This is a genomic window from Azospirillum sp. FG154 (assembly GCF_057809575.1).
The window spans coordinates 56,587-75,606 of sequence record NZ_JBMDKF010000013.1; the positions used below are offsets into that span (position 1 = coordinate 56,587).

Genomic DNA, 19,020 nt, shown 5'->3' on the forward strand with positions numbered 1-19,020 from the left:
CCGCGAGAGGGCCGTTGCAAACTTTCCAACGGCCCTTCAGGCCCTGTGCTTTCCCGAAGATGTCCTTACGCTTGAAAGGGCTTCTTGCAGCGCATTGTCAAAACGGGCGCCGATGCGGGCGATGTCAAAGGCTTCTTCCGCATAAGCCGTTTGCCGAGCCGCGCAGGCTGCGCGCAGAGCTGGATCAGCGCGCAAGCGTCGGGCCGCGTTGATGAAAGCATCCTCATCATCAGAATCGGCGCACAGCCCCCCGCCGATCTCCTCAATCCGTCGTCGCGCCAGATTGTCGGGCGGAATGGCGGCCAGAATTGGGCGACTGGCGCAGAAATGGCTGTAGATCTTGGAGGGTACGGACAGACTGCCCGCGTAGGTTTCCAGAACGACGACGCCAACGTCGCCGGTGGCCAGAATCTCTGGGAAAACCTCAAAAGGCTGGAAGTCGAGGAGCAGCAGGTTCTCAAGCGTCTCAGCTCGTTTTACGTCCTCCAACCAACGCCGCCCTGGCCCCTGGCTGATCACCACCACCCGAACGGTTGGATCCTCCCGAAAGGCGCGGGCCAAGGCGGCGAGATGAGCCGGATTGTGCTTTTTTCCCAACGTTCCGGCGCATAAGAAGACAAAATGGTTCACCAGCTCATGGGCTCTGGCCCAGGTGTTGTCTTTGGCAAGGGGGCGAATGTCGCCAAGCGGCGCCCAATTCTCAATCACGATCACGCCATGCCGCACCCCATACCGGGCAAGCGTGTCGAGAAAATCATTGGAGATAACGATCACCCCAGCCGCGCGACGCATCACCCCGAACTCGACCCGCTCCAAAAAGCGTCCAGCCATCCAGCGCAACGGCGCCGGGGCTGCTTTCAAAAGCTCTGCGGCGCCAATGGTGAAGATGTCCTGCACCCAACACAGCAGCGGCACGCCACAGCGATTCAGTTCCTTTGACAATCGGGCCTGCACCGCTGGCGGGGTGTTCGTCGACAGAACCACATCGGGCCGAAAGCCCGTCACCCGTCGAGCAAGGCGGGCGCCATAATCCATTTCCTGCCACCAACGCCGCAACAGGGCGTATTTCGGCAATGGACGCCCGCTGCTCACCGCCTCGATGAAAAAGCCTGGAGGGTCATCGGGAAGGCGTTGCAAACAGCCACGCGGCGCTTCGACATCGGCGGAATAGAGATGGAGCACCTCATGCCCCTGCCCAGCGAGCCATCGGGCCAACTGCGCCGGAAAAGCATAACCACCGTAATCATGCAGCACTATGCGTCGACCACCGGGTGCGGTTGGCAAAGGCGCAACTGATCGGCGATTGATGGCGACAGAAGCCATCAGCCCGTCATCATCACGCCCTTCCGTCTGTCTGGCCACAACGCTGCTCTTTCTTTTCCACCAACTCATGGACCAACGGCCATCCGCCAAACAAACATGTGGCGTCTCTTGTCTCCTATCCGGTGATGGATTTACGGACCGCTCGGATCCGGGCATAGACGCCCGACGAGGTGTGGTCACGGAAAAAATCATCCACCGCATGAAAGGCGATCTTGAGGATTGCGTAACCCCAGACCTTTATTGGATTTCCACCATACAGACAGGCCGCCCGCGCAACCTCGACAATCGCTTTCCTCATGTGCTTCGTTGAATTTCCGCCGAACGAAAAATTATAGGTTATACATGGGTCGTAAACACCTTTGAAGCCAAAACTATTAATCCGGAATATCCACTCGAAATCAGGAGCGACTTTGTAATCAATGTTGAAATTTCCAGCTTCCTCAAACACATAAGAGCAAACAGATAGCGTCGGGTAATTCATGATTGGCCCACGATATGAAATCTTATCAAGATATTTTCCATCGCCATTTATTGTAAAAAGATATTGGCCGTTATTATAATACTTCATATCACCAAATACAAAATGACATTTATTTTTTTCAATTGAATAAACTGATTTTTCAATAAAATCAGGATCAAGCCAGTCATCAGCATAAACAAAACCAATGTATCGCCCTAATGCCTTGCTTATTCCTTTGTTCTGTCCATCCGCATGGCCAAGATCTGGCTCAGAGCACCAGAAACTGATCAGATGCTCATATTTCTTCAATATGTTGATTGTTCCATCAGTTGAACCCGCATCAACGACGATGTACTCAAAGAAAGGGTATGTTTGCCGGGCGACACTCTGCAAGGTTCTTTCCAGGGTTGGCGCAGCGTTCCGAACAATTGTGATCAGGCTGTAAATAACTTTGTCAGGCGGCAGAGCTGGGCGCAATCCAGGGCGAAACCCAAACCAATCCGACATCGTTTTCCTGCCCGCCACACACTGATCCACACCCTGATCTGATAGGTATTTTTTTGCAAAAGCTCAACATTCATGGGCTGTTCTGCGTAGAGAGGATCTGGGCGTCGGGCATGATCGGCCAATCAGGCAAACGGGCTGGAGGGCTTTCGCCGCCACGGCCAGTTCTACTGTGCCATAAAGTGCGCAATTCTCCACCAAGGCGTCGAGCGACGTTGTCTCCGGCAGCGTCGACAACCAGGATTTGGTCGGCTTCTCTTCGTCATCAGGCCATTCGATCAGCAGCCACTCCTCCGGGCGACGCTCCGCCCGCTCCTCGTCGCGGTGCGCGGGCGCGGCGTGAACGCGAACGGCGGCGAAACGATCAGCATGAGGGAGCCATACCGCCTCTCTGAACAAAGGATGAACCTCTTATTGCGTAGAACTCAGGCGCAGTGGGTGTGGATCGGAAGGGGTCATCGCGGCATCTCACAGACAATGGGGAAAGAAGACGCAAGGGCCGCCTGCCAACAGGACGCCACCGCCGTTGGCGAAAACGCCTGATCGATCAGCGCCTGCCCTTGCACAATGCGCGCTTCCATCGCCACCGGATCAGCCAACGCCTGCTGAATCCCAATTGCGGCCCGTTCGGACAGGATCGCGGCGTCGGCAAGGGCATGGTAGCTGGGCAAGGGAAAAGCCACAGGCATCCGCCCAGCCCACAGGGCGGTCGCCACGCGGTTGGAGGATTTCACAAGCTTGTCCCCAGTGGCCGCGCTGGGCACGATCACCAAGTCGCACCAATCCAAGGCGGCGCGCATCACTTCAGGAGACCAGGGCAGACACCGGATAGGCAAGCCGCAGCGCCCGTTGGAAAAGCGCTCCAAAACAGACGGCATCACCTTTGTGACGACGCTCAGGACCATCGGATGGCGAGACGCCATGTCGCCAAGCTCTGGCAACTCCTCCTCCAGAGCGTCCAGATTGGCCGGTTGACCAAACCACAGCAGTCGTAAAGGTTCGTCCGAAGCAGGACGGAAACGAGGAGACTCCGCCCCTCCCTCCACGCAATCAGGAACAAAGAGCGCGGATGTGCGCCGCCCGTGAACCGCGTGATGAGCAGCGATGCGCTCCGCCAACACCGGGCTGGCTGCGACGCACAGATCGGCAAGGTCCAGCAGATCGGCGTAAAGGCCGCGCAAATGATCGAGAGCGAACACATCGTCGCAGACATCCACCACGATCCGGACGCCCTCCTCCTTCACGCGGCGCAAGGCAGGGCTGATGTCTGTGAACTGCTTGGCGACGATCACGGCGTCCATGCTCTTAAGGATTGGCGACTCCAGCTTGTCCGCCAGATGCTCCCCTTGCAAAACCGAAACGCGATGCCCCAAACGGCCAAGCGCTCGCGCCGGGAGAAGCGCCCGCAACCGGTGACTGCCGTAAGGGGAATAAATGCCATCTTTGCGGTGCTCCAATGGCCCTGACAGAATCCAAAGCAGGTTCATGCGCGCAATATGCCAGCCTCTATGGTCAGAGCCGTCATCCTTAAGCCATATTGATCGCCCTTCCAACCACGCGTGATCGCCATGCCTTCTGGAACGCCGCAAGCACCACTCCTGCCGCCCCCATCCGTGGCCCGGGCCGCGATTCTGGCGTCCGCGCGAGGGTTCTTGCGGGCTGGAGACAAAGCGCAAGCGACCGCGTCGTGCCAACGCGTTGCGCTGGAAAACCCTTGCGACGCCGAGGCCCTGTTCACGCTTGGCCTGATCGCGCTGGGTGATGGCCAGCCCCCTGAAGCGGAGCGTTGGTTCAGACGGGCGGCGGTGGCGCGACCGGATTACGTCCAGGCGCACGCCAATCGAGCAGCCCTTCTTCATCGGATGAACCGCAGCGGTGATGCCCTGGCGACGATCCGCCACGCTGTGACGCTGTCCCCGGCGGAAACAGCCCTTCTGCACAATCTCGGCTCCATCGAACGCGCTCTCGGTCGGACTGAAGCGGCGATCCGGTCCTTCCGCCGTATGTTGCGGCTGGAGCCGACGAACGGCGCGGCCCTGCACGCGCTGACCGACCTGTTGCGCGCGTCGGGCGACTTGGATGACGCGGTCGTGACCAGCCGCGCTTTGGTGGCGCTGCATCCGGCCACCGCGCCAGCCTGGGGCAATCAGGGCATCCTTCTGCAATTCCAAGGACGCTTGGGCGATGCGGCTCAAAACTACACCCGAGCCCTTCGCATCGACCCCACCTATGCCGAGGCGCGCAGCAATCTGGGCCTGACGCAATTGCTGCATGGCGATCTGGCCACTGGTTGGGCGAACCACGCCGCCCGTTGGAACACAGGGGTCAACGCCGCCAATCGCCGTCATCAATCCCTGCCGCTTTGGAATGGCGCCGCGTTGGCTGGCCAACGGCTGCTGGCGTGGGGGGAGTTGGGGGTAGGGGATGAGATCCTGCTGGCGGGGATGATCCCCGATCTGACCCAGCGCGGGATCAACTGTGTGCTGGAAACAGCCCCTCGCCTGGCGCCTCTGTTCGCTCGGTCCTTTCCGGATGTCCTGGTGGCGCCGCGCAGCGATCCCCCCCATCCGGCAACCACCCATCCCGATCTGGCCGCCCAAGCCCCGCTTGGCGATCTTGGCCGTTGGCTCCGTCCAGATTTCGCGGCCTTCCCACCCCGCCCCCGTTACCTGACCGCCGACCCGCAGCGGGTCGCGGCGCTTCGCGCCCGTTACCGGGCCATCGCGGGCGAACGACGGCTGGTGGGCATTTCATGGCACTCAGCCAACCCGAACCACCGGGATTTCAAAAGCGCTCCCCTGCCCTTGTGGGCGCCCCTGCTGACCTTGCCCGGTCTGGTCTTCGTCGATCTCCAATACGGTTCGCACAGCGCGGCGCTGGAAGAGGCCCGACGCACGCACGGAACCACCATTCTGCACGATGACAGCGTGGACCCGATGACCGATCTGGATGGCTTCGCCGCACAGATCGCCGCGTTGGATCTGGTGATTTCGATCAGCAACACCACCGTCCACGTCGCCGGCGCGTTGGGGGTTCCAGTATGGACGCTGCTGGCCAACCGCACCGGCTTTCTCTGGTGTTGGTTTTCTGAGCGCGAGGACAGTCCATGGTATCCATCAATGCGCATCTACCGGCAATCAACCGCCGGGGATTGGTCGCCGGTTTTCGCACGTGTGCAGCGGGACCTCAGGGCTTTCGCCGCCACGCCGGATCGCACGGGCGCTTGAAACTGGCCTGGAAGCGGGGTAGTCATCCCAAGCCTCGGATGGGAAGACTAGGACAGCCCGGCCTTCTCAATCACAGCCATCCCATGATTCAGGCGGGACATCCATGACACCTCAGGTCGATCCGCGCGCGGGCTATCGTGAAGACAAGGCCCTCGTGGACGAGGCGGTTCTCCGTGTGCTTGATTCTGGCCAGTACATCATGGGTCAAGAGGTGGAAGCGTTTGAAGGCGAATTCGCCGCCTTCATCGGCGTCCGCCATGGCGTCGCCGTCGCCAATGGCACCCAGGCGGTGGAAATCGCCCTGCGATCGGTTGGCGTCGGCCCCGGTGATCTGGTGTTGACCGTTTCACACACCGCCGTCGCCACCGCCGTCGCCATCCGGTCCTGCGGCGCCGAACCGGTCTGGGTCGATGTGACCGACGATGGCTTCACCATGGATGTCGGCCTGCTCGATGAAACCGCAGCGGCTTTGCGCGCCTCGCCTGATGGCGCGCGACTGAAGGCGGTGGTTGCGGTTCATCTCTACGGCGCCATGGTGGCGCCGGATGCGCTGACCGAGGTTTGTCGCCGTCATGGCCTGAAACTGGTTGAAGACTGCGCGCAGGCCCATGGGGCGGCCTGGAACGGCAAGCGGGCGGGCAGCTTTGGCGACGCAAGCGCCTTCAGCTTCTACCCCACCAAGAATCTGGGCGCGCTGGGCGATGGCGGCATGGTCTGCGCCAACGACGACACGGCGGCGGATTTGGCCCGGCTGGTCCGTCAATATGGTTGGAAAGACCGTTACATCAGCGCCATCGAAGGGGTGAACAGCCGCCTTGATCCCGTGCAGGCCGCCATCCTGCGGATCGGCCTGACCCGTCTGGAAGAACGCAACGCCCGCCGTCGCGCCATCGCCGCCCTGTATGACGAGGGGCTGGCGGGCACGCCGGTTGTCAGCCCGCAGGCTCCGGGTCCGCTCACCCATGCGTATCATCAGTATGTGGTGCGCACCGCCGACCGCGACGGGCTGGCCGCCCGGTTGCGCGCCGAAGGGGTCGGCACGGGCGTTCATTACCCGGTCCCGGTTCATGCCCAACCCGCTTATCGCGGGCGCTTTGATCGCTATTGCCGCACTCTGCGCAACACCGAGGCCTTGGCGTCCGACATCCTCAGCCTGCCAATGTACCCGCAGCTTCCGCACGCGGATGCACGCCGCGTCATCGGTCTGATTCGCCAAGTCCAGGGGGCCTGATGGCACCGCCCGTTCGTTACTACTGCTCGTATTTCGACCATCGCTACCTGCCGCGTGGGCTGGTGCTGATGGAAACGATCTGGGCTTACAACCCGCAGGCCCGCTTCTTCGTCCTGTGCTTCGACGACGAATGCAAGCGGATGTTCGATCTGATCGCCCATCCCAACATCACCGCCATTCCCCTGATGGAACTGGAAGCGGCTGATCCCGAGTTGCTCGCGGCAAAAACGACCCGATCATTGGTGGAGTATTACTTCACCTGCACACCGTGCTGGCCGGCCTATCTGCTGGATCGTTTTCCCGAAATCGACATCCTCACCTATCTGGACGCCGACCTTCGGTTCTTCGCCGATCCTGAAATCGTGCATGAGGAGATCGGCTCCGCATCGGTCGCCATCATCCCGCATCGTTTTTCCCCCGAACGGACCCATCTGGTCAAATACGGGCGCTTCAACGTCGGTTGGGTGTCCTGGCGCAATGATGCGGAAGGCCGCCAATGCCTGGCCGATTATCGCGCCGATTGCATCGCCTGGTGTTACGACCGGTTGGAAGACAGTCGGTTCGGCGATCAGAAATATCTGGACGCCTGGCCCAACAAATACCTGAATCTGCGCATCATCGAACATCCAGGAGCCAATCTGGCGGCCTGGAACATCAACAACAGCAGCCTGTCGATGGTGGACGGTCTGCTGTTCTTCGGCGACAAGCGCGTGATCTTCTATCACTACCACGCCTTGCGCGAAACGCCGGACGGTCGCTGGAGCTTGGGTGTTGATAAGCAGGACGGTGATCGCCACCCCTTGCTGTTGGAGGCCATCTACCGCCCCTACATCGCCATGCTGAAGGCAAAGGGCGCGGATCTGGAGAAGCGGTTCGGGCCGTTCCGCAAATACACCGACATCCGTTACGCCAAGAATCCGCCTGCGGCGCACACACCTCAAGCGGCGCCGACGACGGTTCCAGCCAGCGGTTGGGAGTATGTTGGGTCGCAATGGCCCAAGGAATCCAGCTCAACTCATAGCGGCTGGTCCTTTCAGGCCATCGCCGATGTTCGTCGCAAGCAGGTTGCCGATTTCCGGGCGCGCCCCCCGGCCATTGCGGCGGGCGACACGTTGCTGGAACAAGCCAACACATTGATCGCCGCCACAGCGGTCAGCCACGCCCACAGCCAGACCGGCGACAGCAAACGCCCTTTGACCGTTCTGGATTGGGGGGGGGCTGTGGGCCTCACCGCCGCCACGCTGGGGCATCTGCTTCCCGCCATTCCCTTGGCCTACACGGTCAAGGAAATCGGCGAAATGTGCCGCCTCGGGGCCGAATTGACGCCCAATGTCGCTTTTGTCGAAGACGCCGACCAAGCCGTCGCCGGTCGTTATGACCTGGTGATCGCAAGCGCGTCCATCCATTATAGCCAGGATTGGATGACGGTCGTCACGAGCTTGGCCAACGCCGCGACCAACAGCCTCCTGATCGCGCGCCAGCCGACGGTTCGGGATCAATCCTCGTTCATCGCGCGCCAGCACGCGTATGGTTCGGCCTTCACCTGCTGGATCCTGAACGAGCGTGAACTGGTGGAAAGCGTCCGCCGTTGCGGCTTCGAGGTTGCGCAGCGTTTCCTGTCCGGTGATGGGGCCAAGATTGAAGGCGCTCCCAAACAGCCGACCTTCCATTCCTACCTGTTTCAGCGCGTGCGCCCTGCGCCCAATGGGGCGGCGTGACGGTGGAGGAAAGCATGGGTGTGGATCTGGCCAGCTTGAAAGGCAGCAACGTCCTCATCATCGGCGGGTTGGGCTTCATCGGCTCCAACCTGGCCATGCGGTTGATCGATCTTGGGGCGTCGGTCCTGCTGGTGGACAGCATGAATCCGCTCTATGGCGGCAATCTGCGCAATGTGGCCACCATTCAGGATCGGGTGCGCATCAACATCGCGGATGTCCGTGACAAGCACAGCCTGTCCTATCTGGTGAAGGATCAACACTACATCTTCAATCTGGCTGGCCAAACCAGCCATATGGATTCGATGGCCGATCCCTTCACCGATCTGGAAATCAACTGCGCCGCCCAATTGTCTCTTCTGGAGGTCTGCCGGGCGCACAACCCGGACGCCAAGCTGGTGTTCGCCAGCACCCGCCAGATCTACGGGCGACCGCATTATCTCCCGGTGGATGAAAAGCACCCGATCCGCCCCGTTGATGTGAACGGCATCAACAAAACGGCGGGTGAATTCTACCACATTCTCTACAACGACGTTCACGGCATCCGGGCAACGGTGCTGCGCTTGACCAACACCTACGGCCCGCGCATGCGGATCAAGGACGCCCGTCAAACCTTTCTGGGCATCTGGATCAAGAATTTGCTCCAGGGGTTGCCGGTCGATGTCTGGGGCGGGGCGCAGTTGCGCGATTTCAACTATGTCGATGATGTGGTCGACGCCATGCTGATCGCCGCGCTCGACCGGGCCAGCGATGGGAAGGTCTACAACATCGGCAGCGAGGAAATCCTGTCGTTGGAGGAGGTTGCGCGCCTGTTGACCGCGCTGCGACCGGATGGACGTTACGTCGTGCGCGAATACCCGGCGGAGCGCCGCAAGATCGACATTGGCGATTATTATTCCGACTTCACCCTTTTCCGCACCGCCACCGGCTGGGCGCCCAAGGTGTCGTTCCGGGATGGCGTTGAAAAAACGGTGACGTTCTTTCAGGACAACATGGAGCATTACGGCTGATGCGCCGTGACGCTTCCTTTAAGGCCCAGAGGATTCCATGCGCTTTTTGATCGTTGACACCGTTTACGATGGATTTCTTCAGTGGCTTTACAACAAGCGGGCGCCAGGCCTGACCGCCCGGTCGTTCGCGGAGCAGTATCAGACGCAGGTCGATGGCTTTTTCCACACCGCCGGAGCGTGGTCTGAACCACTGCGCGCCCTGGGTCATGAGGTGCTGGACATCTCGGCCAACAACGCACCCCAGCAAGTCCGCTGGATGATCGAAAACGACCGGTTGGACGCCGCCAAAACCCTGAGCGACGCGCTGGTGTTTGGGGGCTACACCCTGCGCCAGAAGCAAGAATGGGGGTGGCAGCGCGGCATCGTGGCCGAGCAGGTGCGCAAGTTCCGTCCCGACGTTCTGCTGTGCGCCAATCTCTACATGTTCGATGACAACTTCCTGGAAACGGTCAAGGGCAGCTACGGCATCGCCGTCGGGCAACACGCGGCGGTCATGCCGCGCAACAGCCTGAAGCGCTACGACCTCATCATCTCGTCACTGCCCAACCAAGTGACCGAGTTCGCCCGTCACGGCATCCGCAGCGAATTGGTGAAGCTGGCCTTCGACGAACGGCTGCTGCCCCATCTGGCCGATCATGGCAAGCCACACGACGTGGCGTTCATCGGCAACATTTCATCCCATCACCGGGGACGCGCCCGTTTCATCGCCGATGTGGCGCGTGAACTGCCCCTCGCCTTCTGGGGCGGGGCCGATTGGCCGGAAGGGATTGATCCGTCGTCTCTGCGCATCACCGGCCATCCGCCCTTGTGGGGGCTGCCAATGTATCAGGCCCTGAAGGACTGCCGGATGGTGCTGAATTTCCATCTCGACGCCGCCGGGGAATACGCCAACAATCTGCGCCTGTTCGAGGTGACGGGGGTTGGCTCGGTTCTGATCACCGACAACAAAAAGAACATCCGCGACTACTTTGAACCTGACCGCGAAATTGTGGTGTATGACGACGCCGCAAGCTGCATCGCCGCCATCCGCCGCTTGCAATCAGCCCCCGATGAGCTGGAAGCCATCGCCAAAGCGGGCCAACAGGCGGTGCTGTCGCGCCACACCTATCATCACCGCGTGCGCGACTTGCTGCCCCTTCTGGGTTGACATGAGGGACCTGCAAGGAGGCGGGCGTCATGAAGCTGTTGGCGATCTCGGCCAATCTTGATTATTCGGGATCGTCCCTGGCCCTGTTCCGTTTCCTGAAGGCGATGGTCGCGGGCGGCGCAAAGGGTGAACATGACGTCACCGTTCTGTGGTGCCAAAACGGACCGCCGACGCTGAAGCGGGCTTATGAGGCGTTGGGGATCCCGGTCATCCTTGATGGGATGGTGAGGGATTATGATGTGGTGCTGTGCAACTCCCTGTTGACCGGCGCCATCGTGCCGCGCTGTGCGGTTCACAGGCCGGTGGTCTGGTGGATCCACGAACCACGCTTTGGAATCGGCATGGTGGAAAGCCACAGCGCCCTGCCCGACGCCTTCCGCGCAGCCACCCGGATCGTCTTTCCCACCCGGTGGCAAGCAACCGCCCTTTATCACGACTGGTTGGCGCGCGCGAACTGGACCGTGGTTGAGAACGGTGTGGCGGTCGATCCGCAGCCGCGCCCGTGCCCTGCCGAACTGCGACCGGATCGCTTCACGATCCTCCAATTGGGAACGGTTGAGCGACGCAAGGGCGCCGACCTGACCCTGGAGGCCATGCGTCGTTTGGCAGACCCGCGCGTGCAACTCGTCTATGTCGGGCCACGACACCCCAATTTCACCCCGGATCTGACCGAGAACGAGACGGAGCGCGTCCATTTCGTTGGCTCCAAAAACGAAGAAGCGGTGGCCGCCTATCTTCAGCACTGCGACGCGCTGTCCTGCCCAACCCGCGACGATCTGGTCAATCTGGCGATCCTCGAAGCGCTGCAAAGCGGTCTTCCCGTCGCCGCCAGCGATCATGGCCCCATCCCGGACACCATCCGCCACGATTGGAACGGACTGCTGTCACCAGTGGACGACGCCACACGGTTGAGCGAGCATTTTGCCCGGCTGCGCGATGACCCGGAACTGCGCGCACGCCTGGCCGCAAATGGGCGGCAAACCCACCAGGACCGCCACAGCCTGGAACGTCACCGCGACGGTCTGCTGCGGGTTCTGGAGGACGCCGCCGGATCGCCTCCCCCCTGATCACGCGTCACCGGCCCTCCCGCTCCGCCACCAACCGTTCCAACGCATCTTCCAACGCGCGCAAGGGACGGCTGTCCTCGTGGATGTGGCGGCAGCCGGATCGAACACGTGTGGACAACGCCGCCCGCCACACCGGATCACGCCCAAGACGGACGGCAAGCGCGACATAGCTGTCCAGATCCGCCGCAATGGTGTCGGTCACTCCCACCTGGGTCAGGATGGCGCTGCTGTGCCGCCCCCGCATCAAACCACCCGACAGCGTCACCACGGGCAAGCCTTCAGCAACAGCCTCCAACGTGGTGTTGCCGCCCGACCACCCGACGCTGTCGAGATACACATCAGCCCGTTGATTCAACGCCGCGTATTGCCCTGGCCGCAGATAGGGCAAGATCACCACATGGCGCGCCGCGTCCAAACCGTGCCGGGCAAAGGCCAAATCCAACCGTCGCCGCAACCGGGCCGTCACGCCATCGGCGCGCGGGTTGATGAACAAGAACTGGCTGTCGGGAACCTCCCGCGCGATGCGGGGAAACAGATCGTCGTAATGCGGCAGATACTTGGACGAATATTGACAGCAGAGATAGGCGATCGCCGACGAACGCACCCCGAAAGCGGCAAAATCCGTTTCCTCGACCGGAACCGGCAAGGGTGGATAGGCGATGCCGATTCCCGGCAAGCGGATCAACTCTTCGCTGTAATGCGCGTCGGCCCCGTCAGGCTCCATCAAATCGCTGCTCAACATCGCGTCGATGGTCGGCAACCCGGTGGTGTCGGGATGCCCCCAGGACACGCATTGCACCGGGGCCAAACGCAAGGCGGCCAAACGGATGACCATCGGGTCCATGCCGATTTCCGGGTAAATCAACGCGTGCAGATCGTCACCCCGGATGGCATCGGCCATGGCCTCGAACGCCAACCCATCGACAAAGCGATGAAAGCCCGCGCGCGCGCGCGTCGTGCAATCATCGCGTGTGGCTGAGGTGTGATACCCGTAGAGTTGAACGCGGGTGGGATCGAGCCCCTCCATCCATCCCCGGATCATCAGCTTCCAAATCGTGTGCCAACGGAAAAAACCGGACGCAACGCCGACCCGCAGGGGCTCTCCGGGCGGGCGGGATGGCATGGGCCGGGGCGTTGCCCAGACCGGGTAGCGCGCGGCCATCACCCCGGCGACAAAACGGCCATATTTTTCCTGAAGCGGTCGGTCGCAGCGTTCCTGATACGCCAGATAATAAGGCTGGAAGCTGCCCACGGCGTTGGCGGCCGCCTCCACAGCCGCCGGGTCGTTCAACGGCGCCGACCGGATCAAGGCGTCCAAATCGGTGGCGTATTGCGCCCGGGTCGATGCGATCTCATCGCTGTGGTCATACAGGCTGGGCAAACGGGCCATGCACAGACCAAAACGGGCCACGCTGTCCGTTGTGGCCAACTGGGACGCACGGTCAAAACACAGAGCCGCCCGATCAGGGTCATCACGCCCCTTGGCCAGAAACCCCAACAGCAGCCATGCCCGCGCTTCCGCCGGTTGGAGCAAGACAGCGCGTTCCAACGCCGACCGCGCGCCGTCACGGTCGTTCAGCGCCAGCCGCACATCGCCCAGAAGCATCTGGCTGCCTCCCATCATGGAGTCCAGCCGAACCCCACGATCCAGCACCGCCGCCGCCGCCGCCATGCTCTTTTGTTTTTTCAGCAGCACACCCAGATTGTGATGCGCCTGGGCAAAGCCCGGTTCCAAAGCAATGGTGCGTTGGAACGCGGCAAGGGCCGCCGGATGCCGCCCACGGGCGAACAGAGCGTTGGCAACCGCGAAATGGACCGACGCGCTGCCAGGCAGAACGCGCAGGGCGGCACGCAAGGCGGCGGCTTCATCATCGGGGCGCTGCTGGCTGCGGGCCTGAGCCGCGCGACGCAAAAGCGCTGCGGCCTGGGCTTGCGGGGTTGGCGCGCCCGCCGATGTGTCGCGCGTCATGACCGCCCTTTCTCCATTCCAAGACGCTCGGCCAAAGCCCGCCCCACCCTCTCCATCACCTCAACCCAATCCTCGGCGCGTCTCTGTCGGAACAAACGCGCCGTCGGATACCATGGGCTGTCATCACGGTCGAGCATCCATCGCCAATCCGCCAGATGCGGCAACAGGATCCACACGGGCCGTCCCAAAGCACCGGCCAGATGCGCCACCGAGGTGTCCACCGTCACCACCAAATCCAACTCCTGCATCAGCGCGGCGGTGTCCGCCATGTCGGCGATGCGGGGCGACAGATCGGTGATGAGGGCCGCGCCCGGTGTGTCGGTGAGTTGAGCGGACGCTTCTCCCTTTTGCAGGCTGAACACGCGCAGTTCCGGCATCTGGCTCAACAGCCGGACAAACAGCGACAAGGGGCAACTGCGCGAGGGGTCCGTGGGCGAACTGCCCCACACCAAGCCGACACGCAAACCACCCCTCGGCAGAGAGACAGGTCGCTGCGGAAGCCGCAGATAGGGAACGGTGGCTGGAATACGCTCCATGCGGGTCCTGGACAGCCCCGGCAAACTCATGAGCGACACCTGCACATCGCACGGGGGCGGTGGGTCACGGGTTGTCACCACACGATCCACACCCGTCTGCCCATCCAGCAGACGCACCAATTCCGCCTGACAGCGCAACACCACGGCGCCGCTGGACAAGGCCGACGACAGGGCGGGTTCCTGAACATAACGCAGGAATTGAAGCGTGTCGCCCAACCCCTGTTCGCAAATCAACAACAAGGTCCGCCCGTTCAACGGCGTCCCATCCCAGGACGGAATCCCGCGATGCTCCACCGGGGTGCCGGGACGTCTCCAGCGCCATTCATACTCGTCCCACCCTTCGGCGAACCGGCCCACCCGCAACAGGTTCAGCGCCAAATTCCAATGCGCGTCCACACAATCGGGGTCAATCCGCACCGCACGACGGTACAGGGCAATGGCCCCATCGAAATCATGGAACCGTTGCAAGAGATTGGCAAAATTGTAGCACCCGGCCAACAGACCAGGCTGCTCAGCCAACAGAACGCGGAATTGCCCGCGCGCTGCCTCCAACCGCCCCCAATCCTTCAAGGCTGTGGCGAAATTGCTGCGGGCGGCAACGTCTGATGGGGTTGCGACCAAAGCTTGACGAAAAAAATCCGCCGCCAAGCCGAATCTCTGGCTGCGATGGGCCAGCATGCCCAAAAGCGTCAGGGCTGGACCATGCAAGGGATCGGCGTCCACCAGCCCATAACAGATACGGGCGGCTTCCGGCAGATTTCCCGCTGCATAATGCCGTTGCGCCTGGGCATAGACCTCCCCCAAATCGGCGGCCTCCGCCACCGGAGGCGACGGATCAACGGTCACGGTCGTGTGATCGTGCACAGAAAGGCCCACACGGATCAGGGGCGATGAAAACCCAGGTTGTCACCGGCGCTTCCTGATGGTTTTGTTTCATTGTTCCGCTCGGCAAGACCGCGATGTGGTATACGCCCGGCCCCACCATCGCATCAACCGGATTTGCCCGCCCGCCTCCCGCGTGATCCCGTGCCATCGACTGCTCAACCCCCGACACACATTGCCGATCCGGCCCTCCCACAGGACACGGCGCTGCTGCTGGACCGGCTGCGCGCGTGTCTGCACGCCAGACAATTCACCGATGCTCACCGACTTTGCGCGGTGCTGACGGCACAGGATCCACAATCGGTCGAGGCCGCGCTGAACGCAGGCCTGTCGCATCGTCTGCGCGGTGACGCCACACGGGCCGAACAGGGGTTTGCCCGCGCCCTACGGCTTCAACCGGATCGGGCCGACATCTGGCTCAACCGGGCCGCCTTGCGGGCGTCCGTCGGATCGCCCGACCGTGCGCTTGCCGACGCCACCATCGCCGCGTGTCTGACGCCGGCCTTGGGCATGGCCGATGCCCTGCGCGCACGCCTGCTGTATGACCAGGACGAGCAGGCCAAAGCGGTTGCGGCGGCGAATCGGGCGCTGCAACTCGGGGAAAACCGTCCAGAGTTGCCGATGTTGGTGGTGGACGGTCTGCGGCGACTGGAGCGGTTGACGGAGGCTGAAACAGCGTGCCGCGCGTTTCTGCACGCCGCTCCAACCCGCGCCGATCTCTGGAGCTTGCTCGGCCTGATCCTGGCCGATGACGGCAAAGCCGCCGCAGCCATTGGCAACGCCGTGTGCCTTGAGCCGACCCAAAAAGCGGCTTTGGCCAACCGTGGAAACACCCTGTTGCGTTTGCGACAGCCTCAGGCGGCGGCACGGATGTTTTCCGCCGCTCTGACCATGGACCCCGGACAAGCCGAAGCGGCTCTTGGATTGAGCAATGCCCGGCTTGACGACGGAGAGTGGCGCGCAGCGGCGGCGGTGTTGGCAGGCGCGCATCGTTGGTCCGAAACGGCCAACCCATCCGTTCTCTGGCGCCGTGTCGCCGATCTGGCCGAAGCGGCGGGAGATGGCGTGATGACGCTCCACGCGGTGCGGCAGGCCGTGCGGCACCAACCCAATGACGCCGGACACTGGGGACGGCTGGCACGAATCGCCATCGCGCGCGGACTGCACAGCCAAGGCCATGCCCTGTTCCGCCGCGCCCTGGCTCTGAGTCCCGCCGATTCCTCCCTTCTGACCAACAGCGCCATCGCTCTGGTGGACGAAGGACGGGTGGATGAGGCGATGATCCGCCTGCGTCATGCCCTGCGCGCGCATCCAACGTCGCACAAGGCGCACAGCAGTCTGTTGTTCGCCCAACTGTATCAGCCCGGCGGCGCCCCAGCCGAAAGGCGCGACGCTCATCGGGCATGGGGCGTTCGGCATGCGCCGTCCCGCCCCACCCTAACGCCTTTTCCAAACAGTCCAGACCCGGAACGGCCTCTGCGGATCGGTCTTGTCTCGGCGGATTTGCGCCGACACCCGGTGGGGTATTTCATCGCTCCCTTCCTGGCCGCGCATGACCGGCAGCGGATGGCGGTGATCGGTTACGCCAACCACCCCGCCCCCTCCAGCGATCCACCCGGCGACCCGCTGACACGGGAATTGATGGGAAACGCCGCCGGATGGCGCTGGATTGGGGCGATGAACGACGCCACGGCGGCGGCAACGATCCAGGCCGACGGCATCGACATCCTGATCGATTTGTCGGGCCATACCGCGGATCATCGTCTGGCGCTGTTCGCCCTCCGCCCGGCTCCGATCCAAGCGACATGGCTCGGCTACCCACACAGCGCCGGTGTCCCGGCCATCGACCTCATCATCGGCGGAGGAGAGGAGATGCCCGGCACCGCAGCAGATTGGTTCACCGAACGCCTGTTGACGCTTCCCAACGGTCGGTTCTGTTACCGTCCACCCGACGAAGCTCCCCCCGTTGGGCCGCTTCCGGCAACGCGCAACGGTGGTCAGATCACCTTCGGTTCTTTCAACAGTTTGGCCAAGCTGTCGGTGGAAACGGTGACGCTGTGGGCACGGGTGTTGACGGCCCTGCCCAACGCCCGGTTGGTGCTGAAAGCCCGACCGCTGGGCGATCCCCGGGTGTGCGGCCGAATTGCAGCCCGCTTCGCAGCGGCGGGGGTTGATCCCCAACGCCTTGACCTGCGCGGTTGGTCATCTCACGCGGCAATGCTGGCGGAGTATGGCGACATTGACGTCGCGCTCGATCCTTTGCCCTTTTCCGGTGGATTGACAAGCTGCGAGTCGTTGTGGATGGGCGTGCCTATGGTCGCTTGGCCAAATGATTGCCCGGCGGGGCGGCAAAGCGCCCATTTCCTCACCCTTCTGGGATTGCCGGAGCTTGTGGCCCACAGCGCCGATGACAGCGTCAAACGGACCGTCGAGCTGTGCCGCGATCCGAATCGGCTGGCGCTCTTGCGCGCGGGGTTGCGCGACCGGATGCGGCGCTCCCCATTGATGGATGGACGAGGGTTTGCCCAGTCCATGGAATCAGCCCTCCGGCAGGAATGGCGGCGCTGGTGTCAGGCCGCCCCCCGCTGACCGTCACGCGGAGCCATCACCCCAATTGGCGTTCCACATGCTGAATGTGCTCCTGATCGCCAGGACCAGCGTGGGCACGGGCCAGATCAAGCCATTGGCGGGCCAACTCCCGGTTTGGCGCGCCAAGCCGTCCCCGCAACGCCAACAAGGACAGGTTCAGACAGGACTGGACATGCCCGGCCTTGGCCGCCTTTTCAAACCACTCAACGGCCTTCTGATCGTTGCGCACCAAGCCAACACCGCGTGAATAGAGCAGCGCGAGAGAAAACTGGGCGGGGGCAAACCCCTGTTCAGCGGCTTGGCGATAGAGTTCCGACGCCTCAAAGGGATCCTGTTCAACCCCACGCCCGGACTCATGCAGGCTTCCCAGCCGCCATTGCGCCTGAGCATAACGCCCAAGCTTGATCGCCTTGCGGTACAGGCCAGCCGCCTTGTTGAAATTCTGCGGGCAACCCTGCCCACGCAAGCACATGTTGGCCAGATTGAGAACCGAAGGGCTGTGGTTGCGTGCCGCCGCTTTTTCAAACCATAGCACCGCTTCAACCGGATCAGCGGCCACATCGGTTCCACTGGCCAGCAAAACCCCCAGCTCTCCGGCCGCATCGGGATTTCCCAACTCGGCGGCGGCGCGCAAATGCTCCACCCCAGCTTTCGGATCCCGAGCCACCAGCTTGCCTTCCAGAAGCATCCGACTGAGAACAACGTGGGCCTTGGAACAATCTTGCTTCGCGGACGCCTTCAACAGTTCCACAGCGCGTGGAATGTCCGGTTGACCGCCTGACCAGCCATACAGAAACCGCTGCGCAAGATCGAGTTGAGCGAAGGGATGTCCCGCAGCGGTCGCCCGTTCCAGCCACCGGTATCCTTCCTCTTCGTTGCGCTCAATGTTGATGCCGGCGGGAAACAGCAAACTATGGTTGGACTGCGGGCCGACATCCTCCATCCCCGCGTACAGCCGCATCGGATCGCTGAAGTCCCGCACCTTCCCCATGCCATTGGAGAAGATCTGCCCAAGCACATGCTGGGCGTCCACATGCCCCAGTTCCGCAGCGCGGCGGATCCAATCGACCGCCTCCGGCATGTTGCGGATGACGCCGCGACCTTCGGCGTAACATTGGCCAAGCTCGAACAGGGCGTCGCGATCCCGGCGCGCTGCCAGGATCTTCAGCAGCCGCGCCCCTTCCGCCGGTCGGCCTTGCTCAAACGCCGCCTTAGCGTCGCGGTGGAGCTTCTCCGTTCCCCGCAACCGCTGAAACAGCGCCGGAAAGGGCAATCGCCGTTTCTTGGGCCAGTTCTGGAGCGCGCGACGCTGACCGCGCAGAAGCGCTCCAGCGGGTTTGCTGGTGTTTTGACTCATGGG

13 protein-coding genes and 2 pseudogenes are annotated in these 19,020 nt (G+C 62.4%); 8 read left to right on the forward strand and 7 right to left on the reverse strand.

The window, feature by feature from the left end:
* Positions 1–36: 36 nt before the first annotated feature.
* The 4 genes and pseudogenes from ACODS4_RS16095 to ACODS4_RS16110 form a co-directional block, all read right to left on the reverse strand.
* Positions 37–1,392, reverse strand: coding sequence for a glycosyltransferase family 4 protein (locus tag ACODS4_RS16095; RefSeq protein WP_488865367.1), 1,356 nt, complete (start codon positions 1,390–1,392; stop codon positions 37–39).
* A 46-nt stretch (positions 1,393–1,438) separates the two neighbouring features.
* Positions 1,439–2,290, reverse strand: a complete 852-nt coding sequence (locus tag ACODS4_RS16100) for a glycosyltransferase family 2 protein (RefSeq protein ID WP_488865369.1) — start codon at positions 2,288–2,290, stop codon at positions 1,439–1,441.
* A gap of 162 nt (positions 2,291–2,452) precedes the next feature.
* A pseudogene (locus ACODS4_RS16105) lies at positions 2,453–2,662 on the reverse strand (IS701 family transposase); the annotation flags it as partial.
* Positions 2,663–2,742: 80 nt separating this feature from the next.
* A complete protein-coding gene (locus tag ACODS4_RS16110) occupies positions 2,743–3,840 on the reverse strand; it encodes a glycosyltransferase family protein (protein WP_488865371.1) in 1,098 nt (365 codons plus the stop codon).
* A gap of 15 nt (positions 3,841–3,855) precedes the next feature.
* On the opposite strand from ACODS4_RS16110, the pseudogene ACODS4_RS16115 reads away from it, so the two are divergent.
* The 7 genes and pseudogenes from ACODS4_RS16115 to ACODS4_RS16145 all read left to right on the forward strand — a co-directional run.
* Positions 3,856–4,047 (forward strand): annotated as a pseudogene (locus tag ACODS4_RS16115) (hypothetical protein); the annotation flags it as partial.
* 144 nt (positions 4,048–4,191) lie between these two features.
* Positions 4,192–5,514 (forward strand): tetratricopeptide repeat protein, encoded by a 1,323-nt coding sequence (locus ACODS4_RS16120; protein ID WP_488865525.1) that lies wholly within the window; start codon positions 4,192–4,194, stop codon positions 5,512–5,514.
* Positions 5,515–5,617: 103 nt separating this feature from the next.
* Positions 5,618–6,745 (forward strand): DegT/DnrJ/EryC1/StrS family aminotransferase, encoded by a 1,128-nt coding sequence (locus tag ACODS4_RS16125; protein ID WP_488865373.1) that lies wholly within the window; start codon positions 5,618–5,620, stop codon positions 6,743–6,745.
* Complete coding sequence (locus ACODS4_RS16130) at positions 6,745–8,463, forward strand: class I SAM-dependent methyltransferase (protein WP_488865375.1); 1,719 nt, start codon at positions 6,745–6,747, stop codon at positions 8,461–8,463. Before ACODS4_RS16125 ends, ACODS4_RS16130 begins: the two co-directional genes overlap by 1 nt.
* A 14-nt stretch (positions 8,464–8,477) precedes the next feature.
* A complete protein-coding gene (locus ACODS4_RS16135) occupies positions 8,478–9,470 on the forward strand; it encodes an NAD-dependent epimerase/dehydratase family protein (protein WP_488865377.1) in 993 nt (330 codons plus the stop codon).
* A gap of 37 nt (positions 9,471–9,507) precedes the next feature.
* Positions 9,508–10,617 carry a CgeB family protein gene (locus ACODS4_RS16140; RefSeq protein ID WP_488865379.1) on the forward strand — a complete coding sequence of 370 codons (1,110 nt, stop codon included), beginning with the start codon at positions 9,508–9,510 and terminating at the stop codon, positions 10,615–10,617.
* Between the two features lie 29 nt (positions 10,618–10,646).
* Positions 10,647–11,684, forward strand: a complete 1,038-nt coding sequence (locus tag ACODS4_RS16145; protein WP_488865381.1) for a glycosyltransferase family 4 protein — start codon at positions 10,647–10,649, stop codon at positions 11,682–11,684.
* Between the two features lie 7 nt (positions 11,685–11,691).
* Here ACODS4_RS16145 and ACODS4_RS16150 read toward each other — a convergent pair whose 3' ends face one another.
* The gene (locus ACODS4_RS16150) at positions 11,692–13,653 is read right to left on the reverse strand and encodes an O-linked N-acetylglucosamine transferase, SPINDLY family protein (protein ID WP_488865383.1); all 1,962 of its coding nucleotides are present in this window, start codon (positions 13,651–13,653) and stop codon (positions 11,692–11,694) included.
* Positions 13,650–15,035 carry a tetratricopeptide repeat protein gene (locus ACODS4_RS16155; protein ID WP_488865384.1) on the reverse strand — a complete coding sequence of 462 codons (1,386 nt, stop codon included), beginning with the start codon at positions 15,033–15,035 and terminating at the stop codon, positions 13,650–13,652. The genes ACODS4_RS16150 and ACODS4_RS16155 overlap by 4 nt, the downstream gene beginning before the upstream one ends.
* A 180-nt stretch (positions 15,036–15,215) precedes the next feature.
* Here ACODS4_RS16155 and ACODS4_RS16160 point away from each other — a divergent pair, with 180 nt between their 5' ends.
* Positions 15,216–17,660: a tetratricopeptide repeat protein gene (locus tag ACODS4_RS16160; RefSeq protein WP_488865386.1), complete on the forward strand. Its 2,445-nt coding sequence runs from the start codon at positions 15,216–15,218 to the stop codon at positions 17,658–17,660.
* Between the two features lie 16 nt (positions 17,661–17,676).
* Here ACODS4_RS16160 and ACODS4_RS16165 read toward each other — a convergent pair whose 3' ends face one another.
* Positions 17,677–19,017 carry a tetratricopeptide repeat protein gene (locus ACODS4_RS16165; protein WP_488865388.1) on the reverse strand — a complete coding sequence of 447 codons (1,341 nt, stop codon included), beginning with the start codon at positions 19,015–19,017 and terminating at the stop codon, positions 17,677–17,679.
* Positions 19,018–19,020: the final 3 nt, after the last annotated feature.